Genomic DNA, 25,445 nt, shown 5'->3' on the forward strand with positions numbered 1-25,445 from the left:
GAAATGCACGGCCTGTTTTTATTATCTGAAGGACGTATTAAGCGAGATCACTCTGTTTCCGACAATTGATAAACGCGAATATAATCGATGACCATCCGACTGGGCAGTTCTTCTTTCAAGATAGGCCCGCCTGCCCAGTCGGCCTCGCGAAGACTGAAATCGAGAACAAGACTATTTTCAAGGTCACCCGGGACATCGCGACGCCAGACATCCTCTTTACCGTCCTCCCGATTGACCCGGCTCTTATGTGCGGGGCTGTGCACTGTCGCCCCAGAAAAACTCATGTAGGGAGGAGAGTTCAGCACGGGACCATCTTCTACAATAAACCAATCCAGCTGCCGGGGAGTCGCCACAAATCCCACCGTAACGAAGTCATTCCATTCGTACCATTCATACCAATCCAGTACAGGTAATGGCGAAGTGCTTCCGGTCCACCTCGCCTTTCGGTCGAGCGCAGTAATGACGTAATGATCATCCGCAATCCTAAAATAGTCAGATTCGCTCAAATCGGATGGGATCTCACTGCGCAGATAATCATTGAACCACAAAAGGCTCGCGAAGATGCGGCGATCTTCCGAGGCGACGTACTCAAAAAAACGAATTTCCATCCTTTCCGTTGGATCTTTAAATCCGGCGTTTGCAGCGGAATTGGGCATGGCTGAAAAAATGCAATACCCGCCCTTGTTAGTCGGAAGTTTTACCCGGGCTTCAACATACATGTTCTGCCGCACATAGAATTTGTTGGCGGAATTAATCGCTCCCGATGAATACTTGTAGATTCGCGACTCTTCCGGAAGCCTTCCCCTTACCCCATCGGGGTGATGCCTCGCCGTGAAAACCATTTTTCCATCCTGAAAACTGATATTCCTCTCACTGTACGAGCAGTCCAGCCTCCCATGCAGGGTGTTTTCCTGATTGATCCCGACATTCCACTTTTCCTTGCTCAACGTCGGTCCATTAAATTCATCGCTGAAAACAAGAACCGCTCCCTTGGGGCCGGAGTTCGTGGGCGAGGCTGGATCGACCAAGCCAGAGGCTCCAACCTCGCAAGCCGCAAAAAGCAGTGCAACGCAATATATCTTCAATGCATTCATAGAGACTCCGGCAGTTCGACAACGGAAATATGGGAGGGCAATTCATTCCGAACAGGCTCCGACATCCGCCCCGGCCTGACCACAATCTCACTGATAAGCAAAAAGTTCTGAAAAACGTCAGCGGATACCGATCCACTCACATCACGCAGATCCAACCTAACGACCGAAAGATCATTCAGTTGTTGGAGCATGGAAAAACCCATCCCCCGCAGCTCAAGAGTATGCAGTCTCAACCAGCGAAGCGGACTTAATGCTGTGTCATCCAGCCGATCACTCTTTAAATCCCAAAGACCTTTTCCCCCGAGAATCAGATGCCGTGCTCCTGCATCATAACGATAAATGTGCTCACTCCACCCCTCGCTATAAACTTCAAGCAGAGCCTCAACCACCACTGCGCATTCTGACAGATCCTCTCTTCGACTCAAATCATAAGCCGACATTCTATCAATCAGCAGAATCGTGGACGGACGGCGGCTTCGTTCCCGTAGCTCCCGGATCAGGCTTGCCATCGCCTCAGCACTCAGCCGCTGATCATCCGCCTTTTTCTGACCATACTGCTGCGCCAGCTCCCGGATTGCCCAGGCCCAGTTCGGCGTGGTTTCTAACACTTCTGCGGCCTCATTAAAGCGCTGGAGTGTAAAAAGAATGATGCCACGTCCGACCCGGCTCTGCGCATCAGACGGATTCAGATCGCCTGCCATTTCAAGCCGACGCAGCAATTCATTATAGATATATTCATCCGCCGGAGCGCTTTGACTCGATACCGTTGAAAACTGCCAACTCATGAATTTGAGTTCGCCGGAAAACTCGCGTTTCATGTCAGCAGCGGCATCCTTTTCCTGCTCATATAATTGTTTTGATTCAATCGCGGCAAGCCGGGCCGCGAGCGCGCGCCGGTTTCGCTCAATCAATGCAACCTCAAAGAGGATTGCAACGCAAACAACCGACAACAGCCCCACCAGACCGGTTCGGCAAATGCGACGGTTGCGTTTGTAAAAAAGCCGCGCCCGTCGCATCATTCCCGCACTTTCCGCTGTGGTGGGGAAAGCATCGATATAGCGGCGGATTTCCATACGCAGCTCTTCAACGTTGGCATAGCGTTTACCGGGTTCATGCGACATGCACTTTTCAACCACCGACCGGAGACTCAAGGGCACCATGTGCGGTAACGGCGGAATTTCACCAATAAGGGTTTTTTGCATAATTGCATGCACATCATCCTCGCTGGAAAAAGGATCCTTGAGCGCCAGTATAGTATAAAGAATGACTCCAAGAGAATAGATGTCGGTTTGATACGAGACGGAAGCGCCACGCTCAACCTGCTCCGGAGCCATGTAGCCCGGCGTTCCGCGGGCCGCACCGAAGGGCGGAATGGTATTCAGCAGATCAACATGGAGACGACGCTTATTTCTCTGTTCAGCATTGGGATCGAGAAAACGGCCCAGTCCCCAGTCGCAGACTTTCACCTCTCCGTAAGGAGCAACCTGAACATTGGATGGTTTTAAATCGAGATGCACGACGCCCTGGGCATGGGCATACGCCATGGCATCGCAGATCTTCATGAAGATTTCCAGCAACTCCTCGAGCGGATACCGGCGCATGTAGTCCCGCGAACCCGCATTCAGTTTTTTAAGAATATCGGACAGGGAATCACCCACCTTCAATTCCATGGTAAAAAAGGGACGCCCCTCATCGTTAACGCCGATATTATACACGTTGATAATGTTGGGATGTTCCAAACGTGCGGTCAGGCAGGCCTCACGTAAAAAAGGTTCATAAAGGTCTTCCGGAGCATCGGGAAGCAACTGCGCCATGGCCACAAAGCGATCCGCCCTAGCATCGTAAACCCGACTGATCTCTTTCATGCCTCCGACGGCAATCGTTTCGATCGGGCTATAGCGCTCATCAAGATCACGAATACGGATATACAGGGAATCATGCTCATCCGCGATCTCTTCATCGGACATCTCGAAAAATTGCGCCAAACGTTCATCGACACCATCGAATAGATCCACATCTTTCCCACGATCACTCACAGAATTATCTCACACCCATCTTTAGTATCCGCTCCACCCTTGATGGGCCTATAACTCCAACTCTTCCCGAAGGGCTTTAATCTCTTCGTGTAGCTTTTGCTTAACCCTGTTGCGCAGGGCATAAACGGTGTTAATACTAATATCCAACCGTTCGGCAATCTCCTTTGCATCCACCCCGTCCAACGTCAGCTGAAATACCTGAATGGCATTACCGGTAAAACTTTTCTTAATCCGCCTCATCGCCACGTTAGTGACATAGATCGACCACTCTCGCTCCACCATCTTGTCGAACTCTTCGTCTACCTGAAGCTCAGCTTCCATTTCATTTTCAAGGGCATCCTGTTTTTTTTGCACCCTTTGCTGAGCAGCGTAGTAAGAATAGACCTCGTTACGAACAAGCGAGGAAAACCACGTACGGAACTTGGCCTGTTCGGCATCGTATACCTCCAGCTTTTTCCAAATCCGAACCAGAATATTCTGCGTAATGTCATCGGAATCCGTTGATGACACATTCATCTTGCGTAGCAGCATGAGGATAAATTCTTTATAGTACCGGACAAATTCCGCCCACGCCCCGTCATCGTTCGGGTCCAGGGCACGCTGAAGAAGCGTCTTACGTGTAACATATTTATTGTCCATAAAAGCGGTTCCCAGTTCCAGTTGCCTGCAATATACCCGTTCACATTGCGCGCCACAATCCCTCTGCAGCGCTTTATAGCCCATCGGCGAGAGATCTTGCCGGCATAACCGCGCATAACGACGCCCAGCTCCTCAAAGTGGCTTTGCGGGAGCCGATCGGATGGCCCGGTGGTCCAGATGGCGGCGATCGGGTAATGAACTACGGAAATGGTCGTAGAAAAAATAGCGATTGCATGGATTCTTTTTTACAACCGCTGCGCTAGAGAGGCGCTGCGCGCGGAGGATTTTCCTTTGGACAAACTGAAGTTTTATTGGCCGAAACTCCTTAAGGTCACACCCATTACGGGGTGCGGTTATTTCGCTTGAACTCTAAAGAAGCCGGACCGACCGTCCGAGGACGGATAATCCACCAACACGCTGGTCGATGCGCTCGTCGCAGACGATCGTTTTGATAACGCTCCAGTCATCGCCCAGCTCTTCCAACCATTGAATTTCGTACGCGCGGCCCGGCACGCTGTCGAACGTCAACGTAATTCCCGCGAGCGTGGCGCTCTTCAGTTTCGCGCCGAAATCACCCACGGTGACGCCGGGCGCGTCCCACCACTTGCCCACCTCGTCGCGTACCTTGAAGTGATACGAGCCGCCCAGCTCAAGCCCCGGCACAAGGAAGCGCGCCACAAACCGCGATCCGGCGGTAACGTTAACCGAATCCGTCCAGATGGCGGCGCCATCCGCACCGAGCAGGGCCAAACGGATGATTCCATCGCTCTCAACATCGTAAGCAATGAATTCCACATAGATGCCCTCAGCGGCCTGGCAGGCCCGCAGATCAACTCCTGAGCTCGTTGGTGATACGGATTTATTGATCTGGATATGATCTCCGCTAGGCCCATCAACATAGTGCAGATAATATCCTGTCTGCCCGATGACACCGTTTCCTGAGGCCAAGGGATAGTTATCAAATGTTCCTGTAAGCGTTTCGGCAGTGGCTATAACGTAGTATGCGGCTCTTCGGGGTCCGCATTGACAGGGTTACGAAGAGGTGTTTTCTCGGGATGACTTCCAGCGGGCAGGCGTCCAATCGGCTGCTTCGGATTGATTCATCGTCGGTAAAGCCGTAAGGACTTCACGAAGGTAGACGGCCGGATTGATATCGAGTTTGCGGCAGGTTTCAATGAGGCTGTAAATGACTGCACTGGTCTGGCCGGAGTCGGGGCTACTACAACGAAAAGCCGCCGCACAAGCTCTTTATGGAAACCTGCGAGGTCGTTTCCATTGATCCCGCGACGCGGGACTACATCGCCGCCGTTCGTGTCGCGTTGGAAACCGCGGAAAGCCTCGCGCCAACCGGTTCCTCGCGTTTGAGGATCGGCCGCTGGACTGGGACGCGTGGGATATCGATATTTTCTACGACGACAAGGTGTTTCCTGCGGCGCCCGCCACCTCCATCGAGGTGGTTGAGTCCGGACCGCTCCGCGCGTGTTTGGAAATAAAACGCGCTATTCTAAACAGTTCGATCGTTCAGCGAGTCTCACTGACCCACAACGGTGCCCGTCTGGATTTTCGAACAGAAGTGGATTGGAACGAACGCCACGTCTTGCTCAAAGCGGCCTTTCCCTTGGAGCTCCGCACTCCACAGACCAGCTTCGAAATTCAATGGGGACACGTCAAACGCCCCACGCATCAGAACACCAGCTGGGACTGGGCGAAATTCGAAAGCTGCGCCCAAAAGTGGATCGACCTGAGCGAGCCGGACTACGGAGTCAGCCTGCTGAATGACTGTAAATATGGACACGACGTCAAAGACAACGTCATGCGGATCACCCTGTTGCGCTCGCCCGCGATGCCTGATCCGGATGCCGATGCGGGCCACCACGAGTTCACCTATAGTCTATTGCCACACTCGGGCGGATTGTCCTCCGAAACGATCCGGCAGGCTTACGCACTCAACGATCCTCTGATCGCGTTCCAGGCCACAACAGAGCCATGCGCCACGGCCAACACCCCCACATCCATGTTCAGCCTCGACCGCGACAACGTACTCATCGAAACCATCAAACAGGCTGAGGATGGGAACGGGATCATCGTCCGCCCTTACGAAACGCTCGGAACGCGCTGCACGGTTTCCCTTCAATCAGATTTCAAGATTCAATCCTGCACGATCGTCAACCTGCTTGAAAAACAACTCCAACCCCTGAAACCCGCAGGCTCGGAGATCCGGTTCGACATCAAGCCCTTCGAAATCCTTTCCCTAAGGTTGACGATGGCCGAATGACCGCACAGCGCGGGCCGAGGTCGAGGTGCAATAGTCTCATTCGATCAGCTGGAACTCGAGCTTGAAGAACTTCGCGAACTGCAAGAGGCTTTGGAGCTGGCCGAACCGAAAGCCGAATTGGCCGAAGAAGAACAAAAGGAATCAAAACGAGGGAAGCACAAGGGGCTCGATGCGCGCATTCCCAAAGACCTCCCGACCGAAACCATTATTATTGATCCAGATGAAGTTCTTGCCCATCCGGAGCTGTACAAAAAGATTGCCGAAGTCCGCACCGAAAAACTAGATGTCACGCCGACGCGCTTCTTTCGCACGGTCATCATTCGCAACAAATACAAGAAGCGCGACGACCGTTCCATTGCTCCGCTGATTGCTCCCGCGCCGAAGCAACTGATCGAAAACTCCTACGCTTCCACCGGACTGGTTCTTCATATCATCCTGAGTAAATACTGCGACCACCTCCCGCTTTATCGGCAGGAACAAATTTTTAAGCAACGCTTTGGAGTTGAGATCAGTCGCAAAACGATGGGCGGATGGATGTATCTCGTAGCCCAATGGTTATCTCTGATCTATGAAGCACTTCGAAATGAAATCCGCGCGAGCGGATACATTCAGGCCGACGAGACTTTTATCAAATATCAAGATCCGAAAAAGGACTACTGTCCCAACGGATACCTACCCAGCACCCTGTCCCGTCGAAACAGAGCACCTTGATCCGGTTGCGCGTGCGATTCGAAAAAACAAACAGCGCCCCGTCCTCCGGGATGTCGCCGAGTTCGTTGCGCGCAACCGCATACAAGCCGTTGAAGCTCTTGCGCAAATCCACCGGCTCAACCGCCAGCACCACCTTCAGATTTTGATTCATATGAAACATCATCGACTCCTTGGTTAATTGAAGTCGCCGATATTATCTCATAGCGGAATTTTGGATAGGGGGACGAATCTCGGTCGCTTACGCTACATGTAGGGGGCTGGTGAGTCAGCCGGATAGGCATGAAACAAACCTTCTCTGCCACGAATGCTCATGGGGCCGCGTGCAGATGCAGGGGAACAGCCTCCCGATGGGAAGAAATGGATAAACCATCACTTATTCGGAGCGGAAGAGAGGCCTGCCTTGGATAGTGTTTCAAGCAGATGCTCCACTTGGGAGTTCGACGCTTGTTCCCGCTCAATCAAAGAGGAGGCCCGCCGTCTCAGCGCAGTTTGGTTCTTTCGCACCGTTTTATTGAATTCCTCAAGGGTTATGTGCCCTTGGTCGTATAAGATCCGGCTCCGCAGAATCGATCGCTGCGCAAATTCATAGGCCCCCTTCAATTCCTTCGGAATGACGAGATGCCCCAGTGTATGCTGCAGGCGTTGCTGTTCACTTTCGGGAAAAACCGACAACGCGACGGTAAACGTGTTCGTGCTATCCGGTCGCTGAAAGAGAATCTGTTTAGCCTTCACCTCTACCGGAACCGCATAAACCACATTCCCCGCCAGATTGGTCCACCCCGGCGCCTCGGCAAAAGCCGCAACGGCCATACAGAGCACCAAACCGGCAATAGATTGTTTCCTGCTCATCATACTGTTCTCCGAGGTTCTTCAGACGTAAAACCGGCGTTTAACAAATAGCATTCCGCCGGAACACAGCAACACCAGCGAAATGGCTGCCGGCTCGGGAACCACACCGATTTCGTCAAAATGAAGAGCTTCGTCGTCTTTGGTCGAAAAGCCAATGCCTCCGATCTCGGTCAAAAAGGCTAGCGCCCCGGAAACCGTGTTGGTAATAGAAGGCAAATATTCGCTTATATCAATAACGGCCTGAAACTCATAGGTCTGCTGCTCGGTGTTCCATTCGATGGTATAATCTATGACATTTTCGGTGGCATAGTCAGAGCGCACATAGGTTGTGGCTTCGCCGGAAGTTAAAATAAAGCCAGCAGCCATTTCATAGTCATCTTCATCCCAAAATGTGCCGGTTTCGATGGTCAACAAGGTTTCGTTTTCGGAGGAAGTGAGAAGGACTGAACCTCCGTCTTGGTGTAGAACCTTCAGCGAAAGGACCCCCTGTGAAAAACCGACGCTGTCGGCGAATGGACGGTACAGCGTTTGTGCATCGGAAATTTTCCAGTAGTGCAATCCGGAAAGCTCCTGCAGTCCCACCGTCTCCATCTTACCGCTCACGCCGTTCGTCCAAGCAGAAAAACCACTTCCACCATTTTGACCGTTGTAGAAGGTATTATTGTTCGCATACATCGCTTCGTCCGCATCGTCATAGGCAACAAAATCAGCATGCGCGCAAACGGAAAGCAACACCCCGGCAGAAAGCAGAAACCCCAACCGCATCATTGCACCTCCAACCGGAACATGGCACTGTTCGTTTCCTGCTGGATAAACAGGGTCATATACTGATCCGCTTCCGCATAAAGGAAGCGCTTGGAAGGTTCACTGTTCGTGGACTGACTAAAACTGGCGTATTCCCACTGATTAGACGAAAGCTGACCCGTTTTCGGCAAGGTATAGGAACGGCCCGGAGCCGTCATAAAAGCGATCGCAAAGGTGTTGGAACCGACCAGATAAAAATCGCGGATCAGCAAGAGATCGGAACCGTCCACGGGAATGGTTCCGGCAATATATTCATCATAGTTGGAGACGCCGTCGTGGTCGAAGTCGTCATTCGGCGAAATATCTTCGATGGCACCGGATTTCCCGGCACTCTCATAATACGGGCTGAGCAGTTCCTCATATTCATCCACAAACCCATCGTCATCGATATCGCTTCCCACCGCGATCTGAATGCGGACGGCGCCACCGGGCTGTCCGACCGTCGGAAAATCTCCGCTTTCCGAGGCAACGGCATGCCGGTCGTCTGCATAGTCCAGAATGAGCTCCACAGCATCCCCCGTCTGGGCATACCCTTCACGGTCGGACGTCGCCATGGGAATTTCCAGTCGATAGTTGAGTCCGGGATATATACCCGAAACAACAGAGCAGCGGTCCACCTCTTCGCCATCAATCTCCGCAATGAGAACCGCATCGTCACCCGAAGAATACGCAACGCCCCGAAAATTCTGGACCTCGCCGTAGATGGTAAACGAAGGAAGAGGGATGCACTGGGCGTCCGCCGAAAAGCAGCAACCCAGAAGAAAGAGAACCGAAATGCGTAGGCTGTTCATAATTTTTCCTGTCAGTTTCCTGAAGTGGAGTAGGTTTCGAATCCGATTTTAATGTCCGTAATGGGAATCTGGGATGTGCTGCCGGATTTCTTCGTTCCGTGGATCAGCGCGTCGAGCGCGTATTCGCGGTCGGCGTGCAGGGAGCCGGCGGGAATAATGAGAAGCCACCTCGTGTTCCAAACCGACCGACCAACGAGGCGCGTATTGGAAATCATGTCAAGATCCGCAGAATCCTGATCGGTATAGACACGCATCGACGGATAGCGCCGAATCGTGGCCATGGGCTCATCATTGCCCAAGCAGTTGTCGTAAAGCGAGGTCCAGTCCTGCTCGTCGAGATTTTCTCCGCTAAACGAGAATGGAGCGGGAATCACCTGATCCACCACGCTGTAGCCGAACGTGTTTCCGCCGTCCGAGGAAGGCGAGCGCATCATATCGAGGCCGACCGGAATGAGGTAGGCCTGCGGTTCACTGCTCAGGACACCGTCCGAACCATCCACCGTCATGTTGTAGCCAGTAATCTTGACGCCGACTTTGTAGATGCGGGTGGCGTAATAGGAGGAGTTGAAGGCCTGATCCTGCGAAGCCAGCGGGCGCCCGAAGACGTTTTCGGCAAAGTTGATGGCCGTGCGGAACGGAATCACCAGCCCCGGCTCCTGCGCCTCAAGGCCGCTCGTGCTGTTGAACGGCAGGCAAAAACTGCGGAACGCGTCGTATTCCAGCAGATCGTCGACCACATAGCTGTCCAGCGTATCTGCCCATGCCGCCTTCCCATCGGACCCGCTCGGAATGCGGAAGCAACCCTGCCGCAATGAAGTCCATTTGGATTCGATCTGCGCGTTATTGATGCCTAGGCGCGGCTCCAGCACCAGCCAGTTTTGCTGGAGCTGGGCGAGGATATCGGCCAATCCGCCGTCGCCGTAAAGGCCGCCGAGCTGCGGGATGCCGTCTTCGCCGATATGCCCGAGGGAGCGGGTTCCGACAATTTCGCGGAAAATGGAATCGGGTTCGTAGACATCGTCGAGGTTGAGCGCGGTTTCATAGTCATAGGCCTTGGCGGCGAGATAGGTATATTTTTTCGCCAGATCAAACGCATTGGAATATTTGGCCAGCGCCTCGTTGCGGAACGTGCGGAAGGCCATATCCTGATAGCGCCCGGCGGCAATGCGGTTGACGGCCTGCTTGCGCAGCCGCTCGCGTTTCGACTGCAGCGCCTCTCCGCTGGCCTGAATGGTCAGGAAAGCTTCCTGCGCATTGACAAATTTTGCGTAGGCGGACTCGACCGTTGCAAGGTGCTCCTCAACCTTCGTGCACTGCTCGACCACTTCCAAATGTTCTTCCTTATACTCAACAGCAACCTCCACGACTGATTTGAAAAGTTTTGTAACGTACTCCAATATCTTAACAATTTTCTCGTGAGTCTCTTTCCGAGCTGTTTTCACTTTGGCGGTGTTGGCAATCTCTGCATCAATCTTTCGGGCTGTAGAGTATTCAAATTCCGCCAGTTGGCGAAATCCTTCCATTACCGCTTTGGCAGTCGCCTGATCCCTCAAGCGCTGGGCTTCTGTACTAGTGGCCAGAAGCTCGCCAGTCGAAAAACTCAAACTCCCACCTAGAGCGACAATTTCTTTCATAGAAATAGATGCCGTGTCTGCATCGCTGAAAAGACTACGAAGCGTGGAAATATCGACTTCCGACCCGCTCCCTCCCAGCTCAAGGGTGGAAGTACCCAACTCTAAGAGAGCGCTAATGATTTCGGTGGTGATCTTGGTGGAAGCGATATTCGCTTTCAGCTCCAGAATCTCCACTTCTGCTTCATATTCGTCTTCGGCATGTTCGAGGGAAATAACAGCCTCGATGAAACTGCCGTAAGCGGCCTGCAGGCTGCCCTGGGCGCGACGGGTGCCGGTGATGTCGGCTGGTTTTTGAACTATGCCGTTCGGATTAAAGGCGAGTTCAAAGGTATAGGTGTGCTCTTCATCGGCAGAAAGCCCGTCCACCTCGTACGAAACAACTTCGAGCTCATCGTCTTCGAATTCTTCGAGTCCGTATTGCTCAAGATCCATCCACATGTAGTGGTAGAGGTCGGGCCCGCTGTAGTCTTCGTCATAGGTTCCGCCAGCGCCAATGTCGTCATCGAAGGGATATCCATAGATGGCGATCAGCTGCTGGTTAAACGCCGCCTCTTCATTTGCGAGATCCTGCGTCAGGTTATAGGAACTCTGGTTTTGCTGACGCAGGAGACGGGTGATTCCCTGCGCCCGGTCCAGAAGCACTTCCGCATTATCAAGCGCCGTTTCGGCCCGCTCGTAAATCTGTTCAAAATGGCTTTTGCCATCGGCGAGTTCGGCGGGGTCGATATCGAACGGGATGGCCCCGCTGGAGAGACCGAGCGGCGTCATGCCGGCATCCGCTTCGTCAACGGCCCGCTGGAGGCTCTTCATGGCGGAAGCAATCTCTTCGAGTCCGGCGGCGGTGGAGCGGTCAATCCGCAGGATACCGTCGTCCACATAGTTGGTGCTGACGGCCGGATCTTCGGGCAGCAGGGAGTTGGCGGCGACCCAGTTGTAAAGCGCCATCTGCCCGGCGCGTGAGCCCCACTCCCCGTAACCGAAGGCGCGGGTAGCGTCTTCATCCATGTAGCCGTAAAGCGCTTCCCCGTCGTTTTCAACGAATGTTTTTTCGGTGGTGCGTTTGACAATGTCGATACCGGTGCGCACGAGCGCCGCGGCGGTTTCGGCGAATTTTTCTTCGTCGTAATAGTCCACATCCACGGTGGCATCACCGACCGTCAGAGAGGAAATGGAAGGTGTGCCCCAGCTGAAATAGGGATTGCGCATGAGGCGGTAATAATTGTAGAGCGCGGAAAGATAATGTCCCCAAGCATCGCCGTGCCCCTGCGGATAAAACCCGGCGGCCTGCTCGGCATCGATGACGGCGCTATCCGTTCCCACGATCTGGTAATTCACCGCATAGGCCACTTCACCGGCCGTTTCGCCTTTGGTGAAGTTCCAGTATAGTCGATTATAGGTGGGCGAGAGCTGAACGTTCGGCGCCAGACTATCGGCCCGCCCGCGCAACAGGGCGAGCTCTTCGTCGCGCAAATTCGAAACAAGATTGTCGAAACAGAAAAGCGAGGAGTAGATTGCGCCGTAATCGACCGAACCAAACGCCAGTCCATCGGAATTTACAAAATCGGAGCCGAACCCGATGGTGGGATCCATCGCGTCGGCATACGCTTCGTTGCCCAACAACACATAGAGGTCGTTAAGCCGGGTTGCGGCGAGCATAAGCTGCTGGTTGGCGGCGATATTGTTGGTGCTCAGGCGAAGGCTTTTGGATTCGGCTTCGTCGAGAATGGTTTCGTAGAGCTCTATCAAACCGATCTCGTCCAGATTGTCCTGCGAGAGCGTCACCGGAATAGTGTACGGGCCTCCCGCCTGCTGAATCATGGAAACATATGATTCGGCGGCATTGTTGTACAGATCCTGCATGCGCTGGGTGAAGGGCGTAATGTTGTTGAGGGTTCGCTCCACCCAGCCCTCAGCCAGCGTGGGGCCGATCCAGTCCGACCACTGATCCCCCGCGACGCCATATACGGGCGAGTTGGTGGTGGCACGATAGCGGGCGACAAAGAATTTATTGATCATGTCGCTGAGGGTGTCGTCCTCGCCGCCGACCGTGAAACGGGTCAACCCCTCTTCTTTCTTATGCAGCGTGTAGGCGGCATAGTTGGTCGAGGTTGTTCCATCCAACTCGGGTTCGTGCCACCGCCATTCGAACTCGAAATCATTAGCGGTTCCGGCAAACGCCTCGGTGTAGACCACATCCAGCTGATCACTGAGCAGATTGTTGGAATCCTCAACCGTCAGGATCGAGCCGGTATAGAGATTCGTCGTGAGTTCAATCATGTGGAAGGTAACGATATCGCCGGCATTGACGCCGGAATTTTCGTTCCGGCTATCGTTTTCAACGAGAACCACCCGGCCGGTTGCCGTCCCGAGGTTCACGAGCGCATAATGATCGGCCGCGATGGAATCCATCACTGTAACTTCATCGCTACCGGTGGAAGAACTGTCGTAGGGCGAATCGGGATACGCATCCGCCACGGATGAATAGTCCGTAACAACCGCCGTCGAGAGATAGCCGAACGGAAGGTTTTCCACGGCCTCTATCCAGAGCTCATTGGTTGAGAGCCCTTTGATCGTCTCTTTCTCTTCTGCGTTGAGCAGGTTAAGCTGGAGATAGGTGAGGCCTCCGCTGTGTTCGACGCGTTCCCCCTTCAGCTTAAGCGACTTACCGTCCGAAGCGTAGGGATCGTAGTAAAAACGGTCGCCGACGGTCGGCGGCATGCCGTAAAAATAGGAGTATCCGTTTTTGGTGTAGGCGGTTTTTCCGTTTTCAAAACCGTATTCATCCATGAACGTGCCCTCGACCTCCAGCTTGACGCCGCGCGTCTGTGTCGGATCAAAAAGAACAACGGGAGCGTTGGTAATATCGGACTGATAGACAATGGTCAGGCTTTTAGCATCCCACACATCCGGCAGGTCATCGACCGCTGCAGTAAGGGTCTGGCCGATGTCCAGCTTGGCGGATGTTTCCAGCCAATCAATCGTCCAGTCCCAGGCCACGGGATCGGCATCGTTCTCGCCTCCTCCCAGCCAAGCCACGGCTTCGCCCAGCCCAGGCTGGGGGTCCATCTTGGGAAAGTAAAAACTTTCCTGCATGGGATAATAGTTATGCATCGTCAGCAAACCGGCGTTTTTAGCCCACACACGTCCGCTGCGGTCCTTATAGCCCGGACAATAGGACGCATCCTCATAACCGGATGTTTCCCAATAGGTTTCAAGCACCCAGGGATTCTCAAGATAGTCGAGCGGATGCGGACCGGGAACGACGGTTCCGAAGGTCATGGTGTCGGAAAAATCGGAATAGAAGCAATTGGTGCGAACCACGGAATAAAGCTGCATGGAGGGGTGCCCGTCGTCCGGATCACTGTATTGAACAATCACGTATGGCTCGGAAGAGTCGTCGGTATTCAGATCGTTGCGCAACGCGTGGACCACATAGCCCCCGTATGAATCCTGCAACAAGAAGGCATGTTCTTCGTTGGGGTTGTAGCCGGGCTCATCCGGATCGTTCTGGAAATAGATCTCCGGCTCTTCGTCGTTTTCGGTGTAAAGAATGCCGTCGTCGATACAGGGGGCGCCGGGCAGAATCCAGTTGGCCTCGTGAATGATTCCCTGCAACCCGCCAACCTGATCGTACGCTAAAGAAGCAACCGAGCTGCCGGCGATATCGTCATCAAAATTATAGCAAAGGCGCAACCCGGACTCGCTGCCCGAAAGGGCTTTAAACCTGGTGTCGCGGACCTCGTCCTGCGTACGTGCGGAACTCCAGATACGGAATTCGTCGAGTTGTCCGTCAAACGATCCCGAACTGGCATCGTTGTTGTATTTTCCGAAGAAACAGTCGCCCAGCGTGTTCGATAGCAGCGGCACATTGGAAAGCGTATTGTCCGACTCTCCGTTGATGTAAACGCGGACCTTCCCCTCGTCGTAGGTCAACGCCACATGATTCCAGTTCGAAAGTTCTATGGAACGACTTGTCGTCAATTGGTACTGAACGCCATCTCCGGTGTAGATTTCAAATTTAAAGTGGCGGGAACTGCTGTTTGAATCGCCTCGGTAAATGCCCTGGATACCCGCAGTCTTTTCGCTTTCCGAATCGAAGAAAGAAAAAATCCGCCCCCAATTGTCTTCGGCGCTGTGAGGTTTGATCCAGAACTCAACCGTATATTCGCCGCCGGCAAACCATGCGCCGCCCGGAACGGACATATAGGAATCAACCGAATCGGAAAAGTCGAGAGCGACACCGGTTTTATAGGCGGAAAACCCTTCGGAACCGAGCTGGCTGCAGAGCGCGATTTCCGGAGTGCTATGACTCTCAGCAGTCGGCCACGCAAACGCATATTTCTGCACCCATGCGGGGAACCAGACGGGCTCGGGCATGTCGTCCTGCTCAACCGCGTGCGCCCACCAGATTTCAAGCGAATCGTCGGCGTCTTTGGTGTCGTTGATCCCGAAAATATAGGATTCCGCACCGCTCCCCGTGGATCCATCTTCCAAATCGATGGACTCGACACTGTTGCTTTCGACCAGATCGCCGGGTGCAGTATAAAGATCCTGCGCATAGTTATCGCCGGAAACCGGCGAATAAAGATATGGATAATAGGCACTGAAACCGTCCATGTCGCACAGGCCGACAGCCCCCGGCTCGGCACGCACGGCATTCACCATCGCAGCGTGATGTTCGTTGCCACTGTGATCCTGCAAAAGACGGCCCAGACTGTTTTCCACGGGATAATAAGCAACCAATCCCGAACAATCGGTTGCTTCATGAAGGAATCCGCCCATGTTGTCGGAAATCTGATCTGCGGCACGGGCCGTATTCCAAATACGAATATCATCCCAGAATCCATTATAGGCGCTGCCGGTGTCATCCGCACCGATGACGACGGTGTGAAGCGAGGCATCGTGCCGGCGCGGACTGGTATTCGTGATGCACTCGCAGCATTCGCCGTTCAAATAAATTCCGAAAGCTTGCGTAGCTTCATCATAAACAAGGGCAATATGGTTCCATTCGTCCAATTCAACCCGATCAGATTCCACCGTCACACAGTCGTCTTCCGCACTTCCGATTCCCATACTTCCGATAATTTGATGGTTGCTGTATTCGATGGCGAAATCGAGCAGCTCGTCGTCGACACATTCGGAACCGGCCAACCGCTGGGAACCTTTGCCGCTCACATTGACCCACCCCTCCACAGTAAAGGATCCGTAGAAGTTGGAGATTCCCGTATCCACATAGGCATCGCCCTCAAACTCCAGCGCAACAGAGGTGGTAAGAGGCGTTACCTCGGTACCGACCGGCCAAACATTGGGTGTGAGATCGAATTCCGGCAGATCACGCCAAACAGAATTCACGGGAATAAACCAGACGTTGTCGTCGTCGTTGCAATCGGTTCCGGTCAGTTTAAGCAACGCGTATCCTTCATTATCCGTATAAAACGTATTGTCGCTGACCGTTGCACAGCCTGAAGGTTCTTGATATTCCTGCAGCTCCACCACATAATCATCCGGGATCGTGACTTCCATTCCATAGTTGCCCTCCACGTTGCCGCGGACAAAGCGTTGGGCGTCTTCGGGCCAGTCGCAGTCGTAATGGAGCACTTCAAAGGGCCAGTCGCTGCCCATAAAATCCGTCATTTCCCAGTAAACTTCAATCTTCCACCCCTCACCGGTCGAACGGCGGATGGCATACACAAAATTATTTTTCGGGCTGTAGCTGTGATCCCCGCTGTGCTGATAGGCATAGGCCCCGATGTCATCCAGCCCCTCGAGCCCAGCGGTCACATTGGCCACCAGATCATTGGTGTTATAGCCGTCGCCGGTCGGCAGAAGCTGTTTTCCAATTTCGCCGGTGACGGTTTCAATATCCGGTTCGCTGACTTCCAGTACAATGGTCCCCAGACAATCGGAATAAGCGCCCGTCGAGTAATACGCCAGCACAACGCGCCCCTCCACGCCACCGACGGCATTGAGCAACTGGGTGGACTGGTCGAAATAGAGTCCCCTCGAAATGGTCTCAGTAACCGTTTCTGCCCCACCAGGATAATTGGTGGTGGTTGACACCACTGGTTCGAGAACGCTCGAAGAACCAAACAACTGGAAAAATTTTCCGTTCAGGTTAATGGCCGGCGAATTATAGGGGGCATCGGTCCAGAAAATACGGTACGGTTTGCTGTGGCTGGTGTCGGCTACTTGATAGGTGTGTGTGTCGGCGGTTCCATCAGTAAAAATCCAAGGAATAACGATGGCTCCGCCTTCGGAAAAGTAGAGTTTCTGCTCTCCGTCAGACTCGGCAATAAAGGTGGCATTGGAATTATAACTGACCAGATTTTTAAGTGCGGCCTGGGTTGCTTTCCAATCCACGGTACCTTGGGGCGGTTCAACGGCATCGGCGAGGTAATATTCAGGTTTCAGGTGTTCAATCGGGCAGCCGATCTGCGATTCATATAATTTGTATTTAGCGGTTTGAGGGAGTGCACCATTGGTGCAAGTTGCCGACCCGCTGCCCATCAACTCGGCGGAGCGGTTGTTGGTAGCGGACCAAGTGGATGAGGTGGAGCTGTTGTAGATGGGGAATGCGGCGGGCGCCGTCATGCTGTACCCGCCATGGGAGGCGGCCAACAGGGTTGACGCGCCGCAACTTAGCCCAATGCTTAACAGGATAATGTTCTGTTTCATATTTCCACCTGATCTCAAATTTTTGCTTCTAATGCGGCTCTTCTATTCAGAAGAGGTTAGAGACCAAAGGGGAAGAAACGGGCGCGGAACCGTACGCCCGTATTATGTGGGTCCATATTTTTTGCAGTGATGTAGGCCCCTTTGGGAAGAGGGAGTGTTTCTAAATGCTGGATTTTGTCAGGAGCGTAGACGTTGATGTTAAATGTGGTTTCAACCCCGTTTTGAGTGAGTGTAAGATGAGCCTCTCCTGATTTCCCGTTGTTGCTTTGAAACTCCAGTTCAATGACGACCATTCCATCTGTTTCCTGAGCTTCTATAATGGATGTCCACGAGTCATTAGCAACCCCCTCCCAGCTGCCATCGCCACCAATAGTTGCACCACCGGTTGTTGCCGGGGCATCCTGAGATAACATCTCGGTGGTGCCTTCCGCGATCAGCCCTTCTGTTTTAAGGGTGCCGTAAACATGTACAAGATCAAGTGCTCCGTCGGCAGCAATGGTTACATTATTTAAATAGAGGTCATTTCCTGTAATTGCCGCGTTCCCGTTTACAAGCAGACCTGCTTCGGTGGTGAGGTTGCCGCTGTTATTGACACCAAGGGTGGTTTGCCAGCCATTGGTTGTAATGATCATCGAGTTGGCCTGCATGGTGCCAGCCACTTTGGCCCCGTCGTCGACACTTAATGGCCCATGCACATCGAATTTTGTGCGCGCTTCGTGGACGTCTCCGGCCATGAACGCATACGGGACGGAGAGTAGCTGCTGGCGCGGGGCAATTTCGTCGTCACCGACAACGGTAATTCCAATAAAGAGCTGTCCTTCGGCGGTGCTCACGACGGAGAGCAAGGAGCCATCGCACAAGGTGGGATTGCTCACGGAAACATCGCTCAATTTGCTTCCACTGTCGTCTTCCAGTTCTACATTGAAAAGCCCGTTAGCATCAAGCACGACGGTATACATGCGCCCCCACTGGGCGCTTCCGCCGGTTGCTTCGTTATAAAGTTTGAACTCGACTTGTTGATTGCCCACGCCGATCGCGGTTCCATCGCCGGCTCGCAGAACCCCCTGATAGTTAAACGCAGACGGTACCACCGTCTGGGCATTACCAATAAGTACGGTTGCGAACATGATTCCGATTATCCATGATTTTACTTTTTTCATAATTGAGGTCTCCAGATGGTTTGAAAAATTTATTAGTATTCCTACGCTTCTGATTTTTGTTTACTCTTCCAGCTCACTGACTTTACAAACGCGGCGGATCGCAAAGGCTCCTTCCGCCTTGAGCGTCCCCTCTTTCCGCAGATTGTCGATTTCATGAACGATGGCGCCGCTGACGGTTTCTTCGGGAGCCCACAACGCGGACCCCTCCGTATCGGCACTTTGAGCGAACACGAGGGTCACCCGGTTGGAGATGGAAAAGGTTTCGGGCTTGATTGAAGAATTATAGTTGTCCAGATCGTCTCCCGATCGAAGCGGCGTTTTAAAATCGTTCTTCAATCCGTCATGCCGCGGATGACGAGAATGATAAAACGGATTGGATCGGTCGTCGTGCGCCACCACATAGCTGAAGCCTTCCAACTGCCCGAACTCGCCCGAAACGGAATCGTCGCGGGCAATATCGTTTTCAATGCCGAAGGCAACCGAACTGATGCGGGTGATGATTTGGGCATCGGAAGGAAGGTCGTCTTCATCGGTATAAATCCGAGTAACGTCTGTGCCGTTGGTATTGGTGACGGTTGCAATAATAGCGCGCTGAAGAAGACGGCTTTCATTGTTGGCATCGACATGAACGATCAAGCGGTATTCCATAACCCCCGCCGCCGCCAGACCGTCGACGATGACGTTATTCGTCGTAATCTGAGAAACTTTGTTGAAAAGAGCCGTGCCCACCCACAGCCCACTGGGCCAAAGCGCATTGGTCGTGCTCGGCTCTCCGTAGTCGGCTTGCAGCGAAAGGGACACCTCCCCGCCGCACGAATCGGAGCACCGCACCACCGCCCCATAGGTGCTGTTACTACTCATTTGGGTTCGGTCGATCGCCAGCCGCAGGTTCCAGCTCTCATCCGCCGCCAACGTCCGATCCATCGCGCCGGCATAACTGACCCAACCGTCGGACACATCGTAGACCTTAAGCAGGTCTACGACGGACTGCGCGGTGGTATCCATAATTTCAACCGTCACATCCAGCTCATCGCCGCTCTCATTCTTCAGACTCGCCGTAGCATAGGAGTCAGTTGAAGCAAAAAAAAGGCCGCCGCTGCCGGCCGGGGAAACGCGCAATGGACCACAATAGGAGGATACCTTGTCGCACGAAATAAAATAGGCCTGCCCCCGGGTGATCTCTTCGGAGCTTGTGCTCCCCGTGAAACCGCCCAGTTGTGTCAATGTGGCCGAACTGTTTGTTCCGCCGACCGTGTAAATCGAAAGATTTTCAAACCCGGCACCGGACAGGTAGTCGCCGAAAAAAGCATCGGCCGGTTGGACACAGAATCCGACCAGATTAACACGCTCGGACTCGCCTTTCGGCAGCCACTGTATCCGGGGAACAACCGCATTTCCGGATAGACTGGTCGAAAATGAAGTTGTGGCATAGATCAGATAGGAATGACCGCCAATCAAACTGCTCAGCGAATTTCCTCCAGAGGGGTGGCCGGGCCGCCATGTAAAAAAATCCTCGGCCGTATCCACGGTTTCATCCGGATCAGAAACATACTGGACGGCAGCGCGTTCCTGATTGTATAGGCTGACAAAATCGACAGGCCACCCCGTACAAACAGCATCGCAACTGGAATTCGTCGGCTGAACATACAGATAAACCGCATTCCAACCTTTATCCAACGTGATATCCTGAGTCACCAATTGTGCCGGAACAGAAACACAAAAAAGAAGAAATACACCGCCAATCCAGCCTAAGTTTCTGCTCATATATAAAATATCTCCGTACACGCGATGATGGATACTGTCCGACAGAAAGCAGACACTCACACCAGTTGAACAAGTAATTCCTAAATATCATTTAATTACCTTTAATTACCTTTTATTTGTTTACTATTATTACCAATGAGTTGCAATAAAAAAAAACAAATCAATCCTCACGATAGGGTAACGATTCGCGCTCCCTCTCGGTGGTCAAGGGGGCCGTTGCGGTTGGCAGTGAACGGACCACTCCGGTGGATTTCAGATTAAAAAAAATATCCGAATCCGCGTAATCGCATATGCAAGATCACATTGCATCCGTATAAGCATCGATGCGCTTTCGCACATTTTCGGAGAGATTATTGAAAAAGAAAACATAGTCGCAGCGATGGCAAACTCCCTTCGACCAGCGGCCCATATTTACAAGGTCGATTCGATCCAACAGCGGAGTTTTCATGTCGATTACAACCAGAACGCTTTTATCCGGATAAATGCAGGCTCCCGTAAAATGAGGAATCTCTTCGATTACCTCACCGGCGGCGTCATTATAAAACCGCGCTCCGAGATTGGCATCCGGCCCCGCCGATGCTGCATCGGTCTTCCAGTTCAGCGGGTTGATCAATACGACCTGCCCGAGAAAGAGAAAGGGGGGACGGAATAGCCGATCAGATAAGTCGCCACCAGCCGTTTCTGAAGATCCGGATCGTTAAAGCGTTTGCGCATCAGATGGATCTGCGCCATGGATCCCTGGCTGTGCCCGGCAATCAGGAACGGTCGATCGGGATTGAGATGATTCAAATAATATTCAAAGGCGCGTTCAATGTCGGCCTCATGGTTTTGTGGCCATGGATCGATAGATCGAACCCGGCACGGTTGAGAATGGGGCACCATAAGGTTGCCCACGGATTAAACCACTCGGGATCGAGACCATAAATCGGGATGTGGCGGACCAACACACGGTACTTCGCCTGAGTGAACTCCGGCTTTACAATCTCTTGCTCCAGCCATTCCGCCTGTTCACGATGGAAGCCTGCAAAGTCGTTCGGCCCGGAACAGGCCTTGTCGCTATCGGCTTTGTCTTCGCCACAATCGAAAAAGATAACCCGCACCGGGCCACCGCTCAGGGCAAAATATTGCTTCCCGCCAAGGTTGTCCACCAGACTCGGCCATTGCCGGGAATAAGCGCCGCGGATTTCGTGGCTGCCCCGAAGATAGAGCCAATGCCTCAAGTCCGGCCGTAGCGATGGTCGACCAAAGCAGAACCGGAACCAGGCCAGAGGCCAGCACCTTATAACGCGCTTAAAGCATCATCCCGTACTTCTATAGCTCGACTTCGAGCACCGCCGGATCGTTCAGCATCTTGGTTTCCAACCCTTGGAAGGGTTTGCCATCAATCTCGACGATGTAGATTCCCTTTTTGTTCTCCTTTGCTTCCTTGAGGCCTTTGCGGACTTCGCGATCTTGGCGTTAAGCAAAAACCCTCGCCACGAAGCGGAGACCGTGTTTCCCTGATCATAAAACGGGCGGCGGGGCGGCGGGGCTTCCTGATGCTTTTTCGAGCGGAAACTTGGGCTTCCACGTGGGATGATCCTGTCTGAGCCACGTGTTGATTTTCTTCGAGAGCGTCGATGCAAGTTCGGGGCGGCTTGCGAACTCGTTGGTTGTTTCGCCAATGTCCTCGGTCAAGTTGTAGAGTTCCCACGAATCCGATTCGTAGTAATAGATCAGCTTGAAACGCTCGCCGCCAAACTCGTCGATGACCGCAGCGCTGGGCTGCGCGCGGGAATCCATGTAGCCGGGGAAGAGATAAAAGATGGGCTCGCGCTTGCGGTCGGTGTCGGGCTTCAGCAGGAAGCCGGCGAAGGATTCGCCGTCGAGCGGATGTTCGCTCTGCGGCGGCGTCCATTGATTGCCGGCCAATTCTAGATAGGTCGGATAGTAGTCCACCGAATGCACCATGCGATCCGTTATCGTGTTGGCCGGAACGACGCCCGGCCAGTAGGCGATCAGCGGGACACGGACACCGCCCTCGTTGAGCATGCCTTTTTTGCCGCGCAGCGGCAGGTTGTCGCCGCCATCGTGCGTGCCGCCGTTGTCGGAGGTGAACAGGATCAGGGTGTTCGCCGCAATACTGTCGCTGGTGCTCCCGTCTCCGTTTGGATCCTGGACGGCCTTGAGCAACCGCTCGACAATCAGATCGACGCTGGCAATGAATCCAGCGAAATTGTCGCCGCCCGCGGCGGCTTTCAGGTCGGGGCGCGCTTTGACGGGGCCATGCACGGCGTAGGGGTGAAGCTGAAGATAGAATGGTTTCCCGATGGACGTGAAAACTGAAATGGTTTCCTCCATCGCGTCGCCCACGGCATCGCTCACATGCTTCGGCGTGCCGACGAGCGAGGCGGGGAAGTTGTGGCGCACGACGTATTTCTTGGTGTAGGGCGCGGCGTATTTATCGAAATGGCCGAGACCCAGCTTCTTGAACACCCATCCACCGGTATTCTTGTCTTTCGACGAGAAGCAGACGGTCTGGTGACCTTGGGAGCATCCACCCACGTTGATGTCGAACCCGGCGTTATGGGGCAGCGTCGCATCGCCTTCGTGGCCGCCGACGTGGTATTTGCCGATGTGCGCGGTCGAATATCCATTCTTCTTGAGGGCTTCGGCCACCGTGATTGCTTCTTCCGCGACATCCTCGGTTTGCGCCGGCCCAAGGAACCTTGCCTGGGATTTGGAGATCCCCGATGCGCCGCCCTTGCCGAAACGGTTGAGGTTGCCAACAACATAGACATCGTTATGGATGCGGGCGGGATATTGGCCGGAGAGCATCGCTGCGCGCGTCGGCGCGCAGTTGGGCTGGGCATAGGCATGCGTAAAGCTGAGGCCCTTGTTCGCCAGCATCTCCAGGGTGGGCGTGGAATATTCGGCACGCTGGGTGCCCATCGTCGATTGTGGAACGCTGATCTGGTTCCAACCGAGATCGTCCACCATGACCGTGATAATGTTCGGGCGCGACGGCAGCCGCTCGCGCAAAGGCTGGACGTTTTCAGAGACCGCCCGCACCAGTTTGACTTTTCGGGTTTCAGACTCGACCTTTTTATCGGGGGCAGGCTTGGATGCCGGTTTAGATGCGGTCTTAAGCGACAAGCCTTCCAGCTCGACTTCGAGCACCGCCGGATCGTTCAGCATCTTGGCTTCCAATCCCTGAAAGGGTTTGCCATCGACCTCGACCGTGTAGGTTCCCTTTTTAAAAACCTTGGGCTGGAAGCTGTCGCCGTTAATGCGCAGAGCATAGATCCACTCACCGGTCGCTTCATCGATGACCTTGACGACGGGATTCTTCGAGCCCTTGACCTTGATTGTCGGCAAGTGGGCAACGGCCTTGCGGCCATAGTTGTCGGTTTGGTCGATGGTGATGGGCCAACCGGGATAGGGCTTGTCCTTGGTGACGTCCACATTGCGCGGCCAACATTCCATGGTAATCTTTCGCGTCTTCTTGTTGAAACGAACGATACCGAATCCGGCGGCGCGGGTAGTCAGCTTGTCGCCGCCATTGGGGTGTTCTGCGGGGTTTGCGACGGCGAGCATGGTAACTTTGTTGCCAAAGGTGTCAAAGTGGTCTCCGAACATAGGATTCTGTCCGGGCAGACGGTTCGCACCGGCTTTTTCCGGCTTCCACCAGCGCATGTAGAGGTTGGCAATGGAGGGCACGCAGAAGGAATAGATCGAGTCGCCATGCTCTTCGACGCCGTGGTGGAAGACGGTGGCGAGATGCTGGTCGCCGGCATAGTGGAAGGCATAGGCTTTGCGCAGCGCCTTGACCGCCTTGTCGCGTGCGGCGCGTGGCCACCCGTTCGAGTCAAGGTCGCCGAAGACGCGCCCACCCACCTTGCCGTGGATGTGCGCCCCGCCGCAGAAGATGGTTTGCGACAGTGCCACCTTGAAGTCAGCACCTTCCCAATCCTGCCCCCACGCATCGAGGAATTCCAGCTGGCGGTCGCCAAGCATTTTAAGATCCTCCCGCTCAAGCAAAGCCAGGTCGAAGTCGGCGCTGGGCACATGGTCGGCACGGCCTTTTTGGGGATCGCGGACGGCGCGCGGCCCCGTCTTGAACTTGCGGTCTTCCAGGATGCCGAAGCTGATGCGCCCCCAGTTCAGGTCGGTGTAGTAAACGCCGATGCCTTGCCCGATCGGCGCGGGATCATAAGGATCCGGCAAATTGGCGGTTTGCGCACGCTCGACTTCAATCACATATTGCGCCGGCATGGCATAGCCGCCATCGGTCGCACCGCCCTTGGTTGATTTCTTTCCGCTCTGCCCCCACAGGTTGGGCTGGCCTACATCGTGGTCGTCGGGAATCGAGACCGTCGGGCGGTCTTTCATGATGTCCGCAAAATCGAGACAGAATTTGAGCCAGTATTCATAGTGCTTGGTGTGGTTATAAACCTGGTCCCCAGAAAAGAACAGCAGGTCGGCATCGACCCGCTTCACGTTATCGACGAGATCCTGCCGCGAAATGTCGCCGCCGTGGCCGGCCATGACCGAATTGCCGGTAAAACCCGCCACGACAATCTCTTCCTTGTCGACCGGGTTTTTGCGGACCGTGCCTTCGAAGAAAGCGTTTTCACCATGGGCAACGCGGTACGGCACATTCTTGGTGTCGTCCCAGTTTTCAACGCGGAATAGTGCCGTCCAGCTTTGGTCACCACTCTTGTTGCCGTATTCATTTTCGCAAATCTTTACGCGTGCGATTTCCTTCCACCCTTTGGAACCTTTTATTTCAAGACGAACGTCGCGATCCTCGCCAGACTTCAGCGGAAAGAGCTGCGCATTGAGCTTCAGCGTGTTGTTATGCACCGTGTAAAGGGCCGCGGCAATCACCTGATCGCGCGGAACATCGAGTTCCACCGCCCGTTTTTCATTCTTCTTCGGAACCGCCTGCAGTCCAACCGCAATTCCCAACCCCAACATCATCACAATCAATCTCTTCATCTTATCTGCCTTGTTAATTTAATTCCTACCAAT

The 25,445-nt window shown here is 53.8% G+C and carries 18 protein-coding genes and 1 pseudogene; 3 read left to right on the top strand and 16 right to left on the bottom strand.

Translation table 11 applies throughout. From position 1 onward, the window contains the following. Positions 1-47: 47 nt before the first annotated feature. The 5 genes from SCARR_RS14045 to SCARR_RS29545 form a co-directional block, all read right to left on the bottom strand. Positions 48-1,094, bottom strand: a complete 1,047-nt coding sequence (locus tag SCARR_RS14045; RefSeq protein WP_168433307.1) for a glycoside hydrolase family 16 protein — start codon at positions 1,092-1,094, stop codon at positions 48-50. Beyond that, on the bottom strand, positions 1,091-3,130 hold the full coding sequence (locus SCARR_RS14050; RefSeq protein WP_136062314.1) for a serine/threonine-protein kinase: 2,040 nt from the start codon (positions 3,128-3,130) through the stop codon (positions 1,091-1,093). Before SCARR_RS14050 ends, SCARR_RS14045 begins: the two co-directional genes overlap by 4 nt. A gap of 48 nt (positions 3,131-3,178) precedes the next feature. Next, entirely contained in the window at positions 3,179-3,769 is a 591-nt protein-coding gene (locus SCARR_RS14055; RefSeq protein WP_168433308.1) for an RNA polymerase sigma factor, read from the bottom strand. A 369-nt stretch (positions 3,770-4,138) separates the two neighbouring features. Continuing rightward, positions 4,139-4,717, bottom strand: a complete 579-nt coding sequence (locus SCARR_RS14060) for a hypothetical protein (RefSeq protein WP_136062316.1) — start codon at positions 4,715-4,717, stop codon at positions 4,139-4,141. A gap of 84 nt (positions 4,718-4,801) precedes the next feature. Then, the gene (locus tag SCARR_RS29545) at positions 4,802-4,957 is read right to left on the bottom strand and encodes a transposase domain-containing protein (protein WP_136064615.1); all 156 of its coding nucleotides are present in this window, start codon (positions 4,955-4,957) and stop codon (positions 4,802-4,804) included. Between the two features lie 163 nt (positions 4,958-5,120). Here SCARR_RS29545 and SCARR_RS29090 point away from each other — a divergent pair. The 3 genes and pseudogenes from SCARR_RS29090 to SCARR_RS14075 all read left to right on the top strand — a co-directional run. Then, a pseudogene (locus SCARR_RS29090) lies at positions 5,121-5,612 on the top strand (glycoside hydrolase family 38 C-terminal domain-containing protein); the annotation flags it as partial. Between the two features lie 171 nt (positions 5,613-5,783). Beyond that, positions 5,784-6,044, top strand: coding sequence for a glycosyl hydrolase-related protein (locus tag SCARR_RS29095; RefSeq protein WP_281281219.1), 261 nt, complete (start codon positions 5,784-5,786; stop codon positions 6,042-6,044). Positions 6,045-6,134: 90 nt separating this feature from the next. Continuing rightward, entirely contained in the window at positions 6,135-6,755 is a 621-nt protein-coding gene (locus SCARR_RS14075) for an IS66 family transposase (RefSeq protein WP_168433309.1), read from the top strand. On the opposite strand, the gene tnpB is transcribed toward SCARR_RS14075, so the two are convergent. From tnpB to SCARR_RS28620, 11 genes are all read right to left on the bottom strand, one after another. Continuing rightward, positions 6,673-6,906, bottom strand: a complete 234-nt coding sequence (gene tnpB, locus SCARR_RS14080; protein WP_168433310.1) for an IS66 family insertion sequence element accessory protein TnpB — start codon at positions 6,904-6,906, stop codon at positions 6,673-6,675. The two genes, SCARR_RS14075 and tnpB, sit on opposite strands and share 83 nt — an antisense overlap. Positions 6,907-7,124: 218 nt before the next feature. Beyond that, positions 7,125-7,607 (bottom strand): hypothetical protein, encoded by a 483-nt coding sequence (locus SCARR_RS14085; RefSeq protein WP_136062320.1) that lies wholly within the window; start codon positions 7,605-7,607, stop codon positions 7,125-7,127. Positions 7,608-7,625: 18 nt separating this feature from the next. Beyond that, positions 7,626-8,372 (bottom strand): hypothetical protein, encoded by a 747-nt coding sequence (locus SCARR_RS14090; RefSeq protein WP_136062321.1) that lies wholly within the window; start codon positions 8,370-8,372, stop codon positions 7,626-7,628. Further along, positions 8,369-9,199, bottom strand: a complete 831-nt coding sequence (locus SCARR_RS14095) for a hypothetical protein (RefSeq protein ID WP_136062322.1) — start codon at positions 9,197-9,199, stop codon at positions 8,369-8,371. The genes SCARR_RS14090 and SCARR_RS14095 overlap by 4 nt, the downstream gene beginning before the upstream one ends. An 11-nt stretch (positions 9,200-9,210) precedes the next feature. Then, positions 9,211-17,508: a LamG domain-containing protein gene (locus SCARR_RS14100; protein ID WP_136062323.1), complete on the bottom strand. Its 8,298-nt coding sequence runs from the start codon at positions 17,506-17,508 to the stop codon at positions 9,211-9,213. 56 nt (positions 17,509-17,564) lie between these two features. Next, positions 17,565-18,668: a hypothetical protein gene (locus tag SCARR_RS14105; protein ID WP_136062324.1), complete on the bottom strand. Its 1,104-nt coding sequence runs from the start codon at positions 18,666-18,668 to the stop codon at positions 17,565-17,567. A gap of 60 nt (positions 18,669-18,728) precedes the next feature. Continuing rightward, positions 18,729-20,432 (bottom strand): hypothetical protein, encoded by a 1,704-nt coding sequence (locus SCARR_RS14110; protein ID WP_136062325.1) that lies wholly within the window; start codon positions 20,430-20,432, stop codon positions 18,729-18,731. 298 nt (positions 20,433-20,730) lie between these two features. Next, positions 20,731-21,045 carry a hypothetical protein gene (locus SCARR_RS14115; protein ID WP_136062326.1) on the bottom strand — a complete coding sequence of 105 codons (315 nt, stop codon included), beginning with the start codon at positions 21,043-21,045 and terminating at the stop codon, positions 20,731-20,733. Beyond that, positions 21,042-21,221 carry a DUF3089 domain-containing protein gene (locus SCARR_RS14120; protein ID WP_168433311.1) on the bottom strand — a complete coding sequence of 60 codons (180 nt, stop codon included), beginning with the start codon at positions 21,219-21,221 and terminating at the stop codon, positions 21,042-21,044. Before SCARR_RS14120 ends, SCARR_RS14115 begins: the two co-directional genes overlap by 4 nt. Further along, on the bottom strand, positions 21,218-21,652 hold the full coding sequence (locus tag SCARR_RS14125) for a metallophosphoesterase family protein (protein WP_168433312.1): 435 nt from the start codon (positions 21,650-21,652) through the stop codon (positions 21,218-21,220). The genes SCARR_RS14120 and SCARR_RS14125 overlap by 4 nt, the downstream gene beginning before the upstream one ends. A 283-nt stretch (positions 21,653-21,935) precedes the next feature. Further along, on the bottom strand, positions 21,936-25,412 hold the full coding sequence (locus tag SCARR_RS28620; protein WP_222846324.1) for a sulfatase-like hydrolase/transferase: 3,477 nt from the start codon (positions 25,410-25,412) through the stop codon (positions 21,936-21,938). Between the last annotated feature and the right edge of the window lie 33 nt (positions 25,413-25,445).

The sequence above is a fragment of the Pontiella sulfatireligans genome (assembly GCF_900890705.1).
Taxonomy (GTDB): domain Bacteria; phylum Verrucomicrobiota; class Kiritimatiellia; order Kiritimatiellales; family Pontiellaceae; genus Pontiella; species Pontiella sulfatireligans.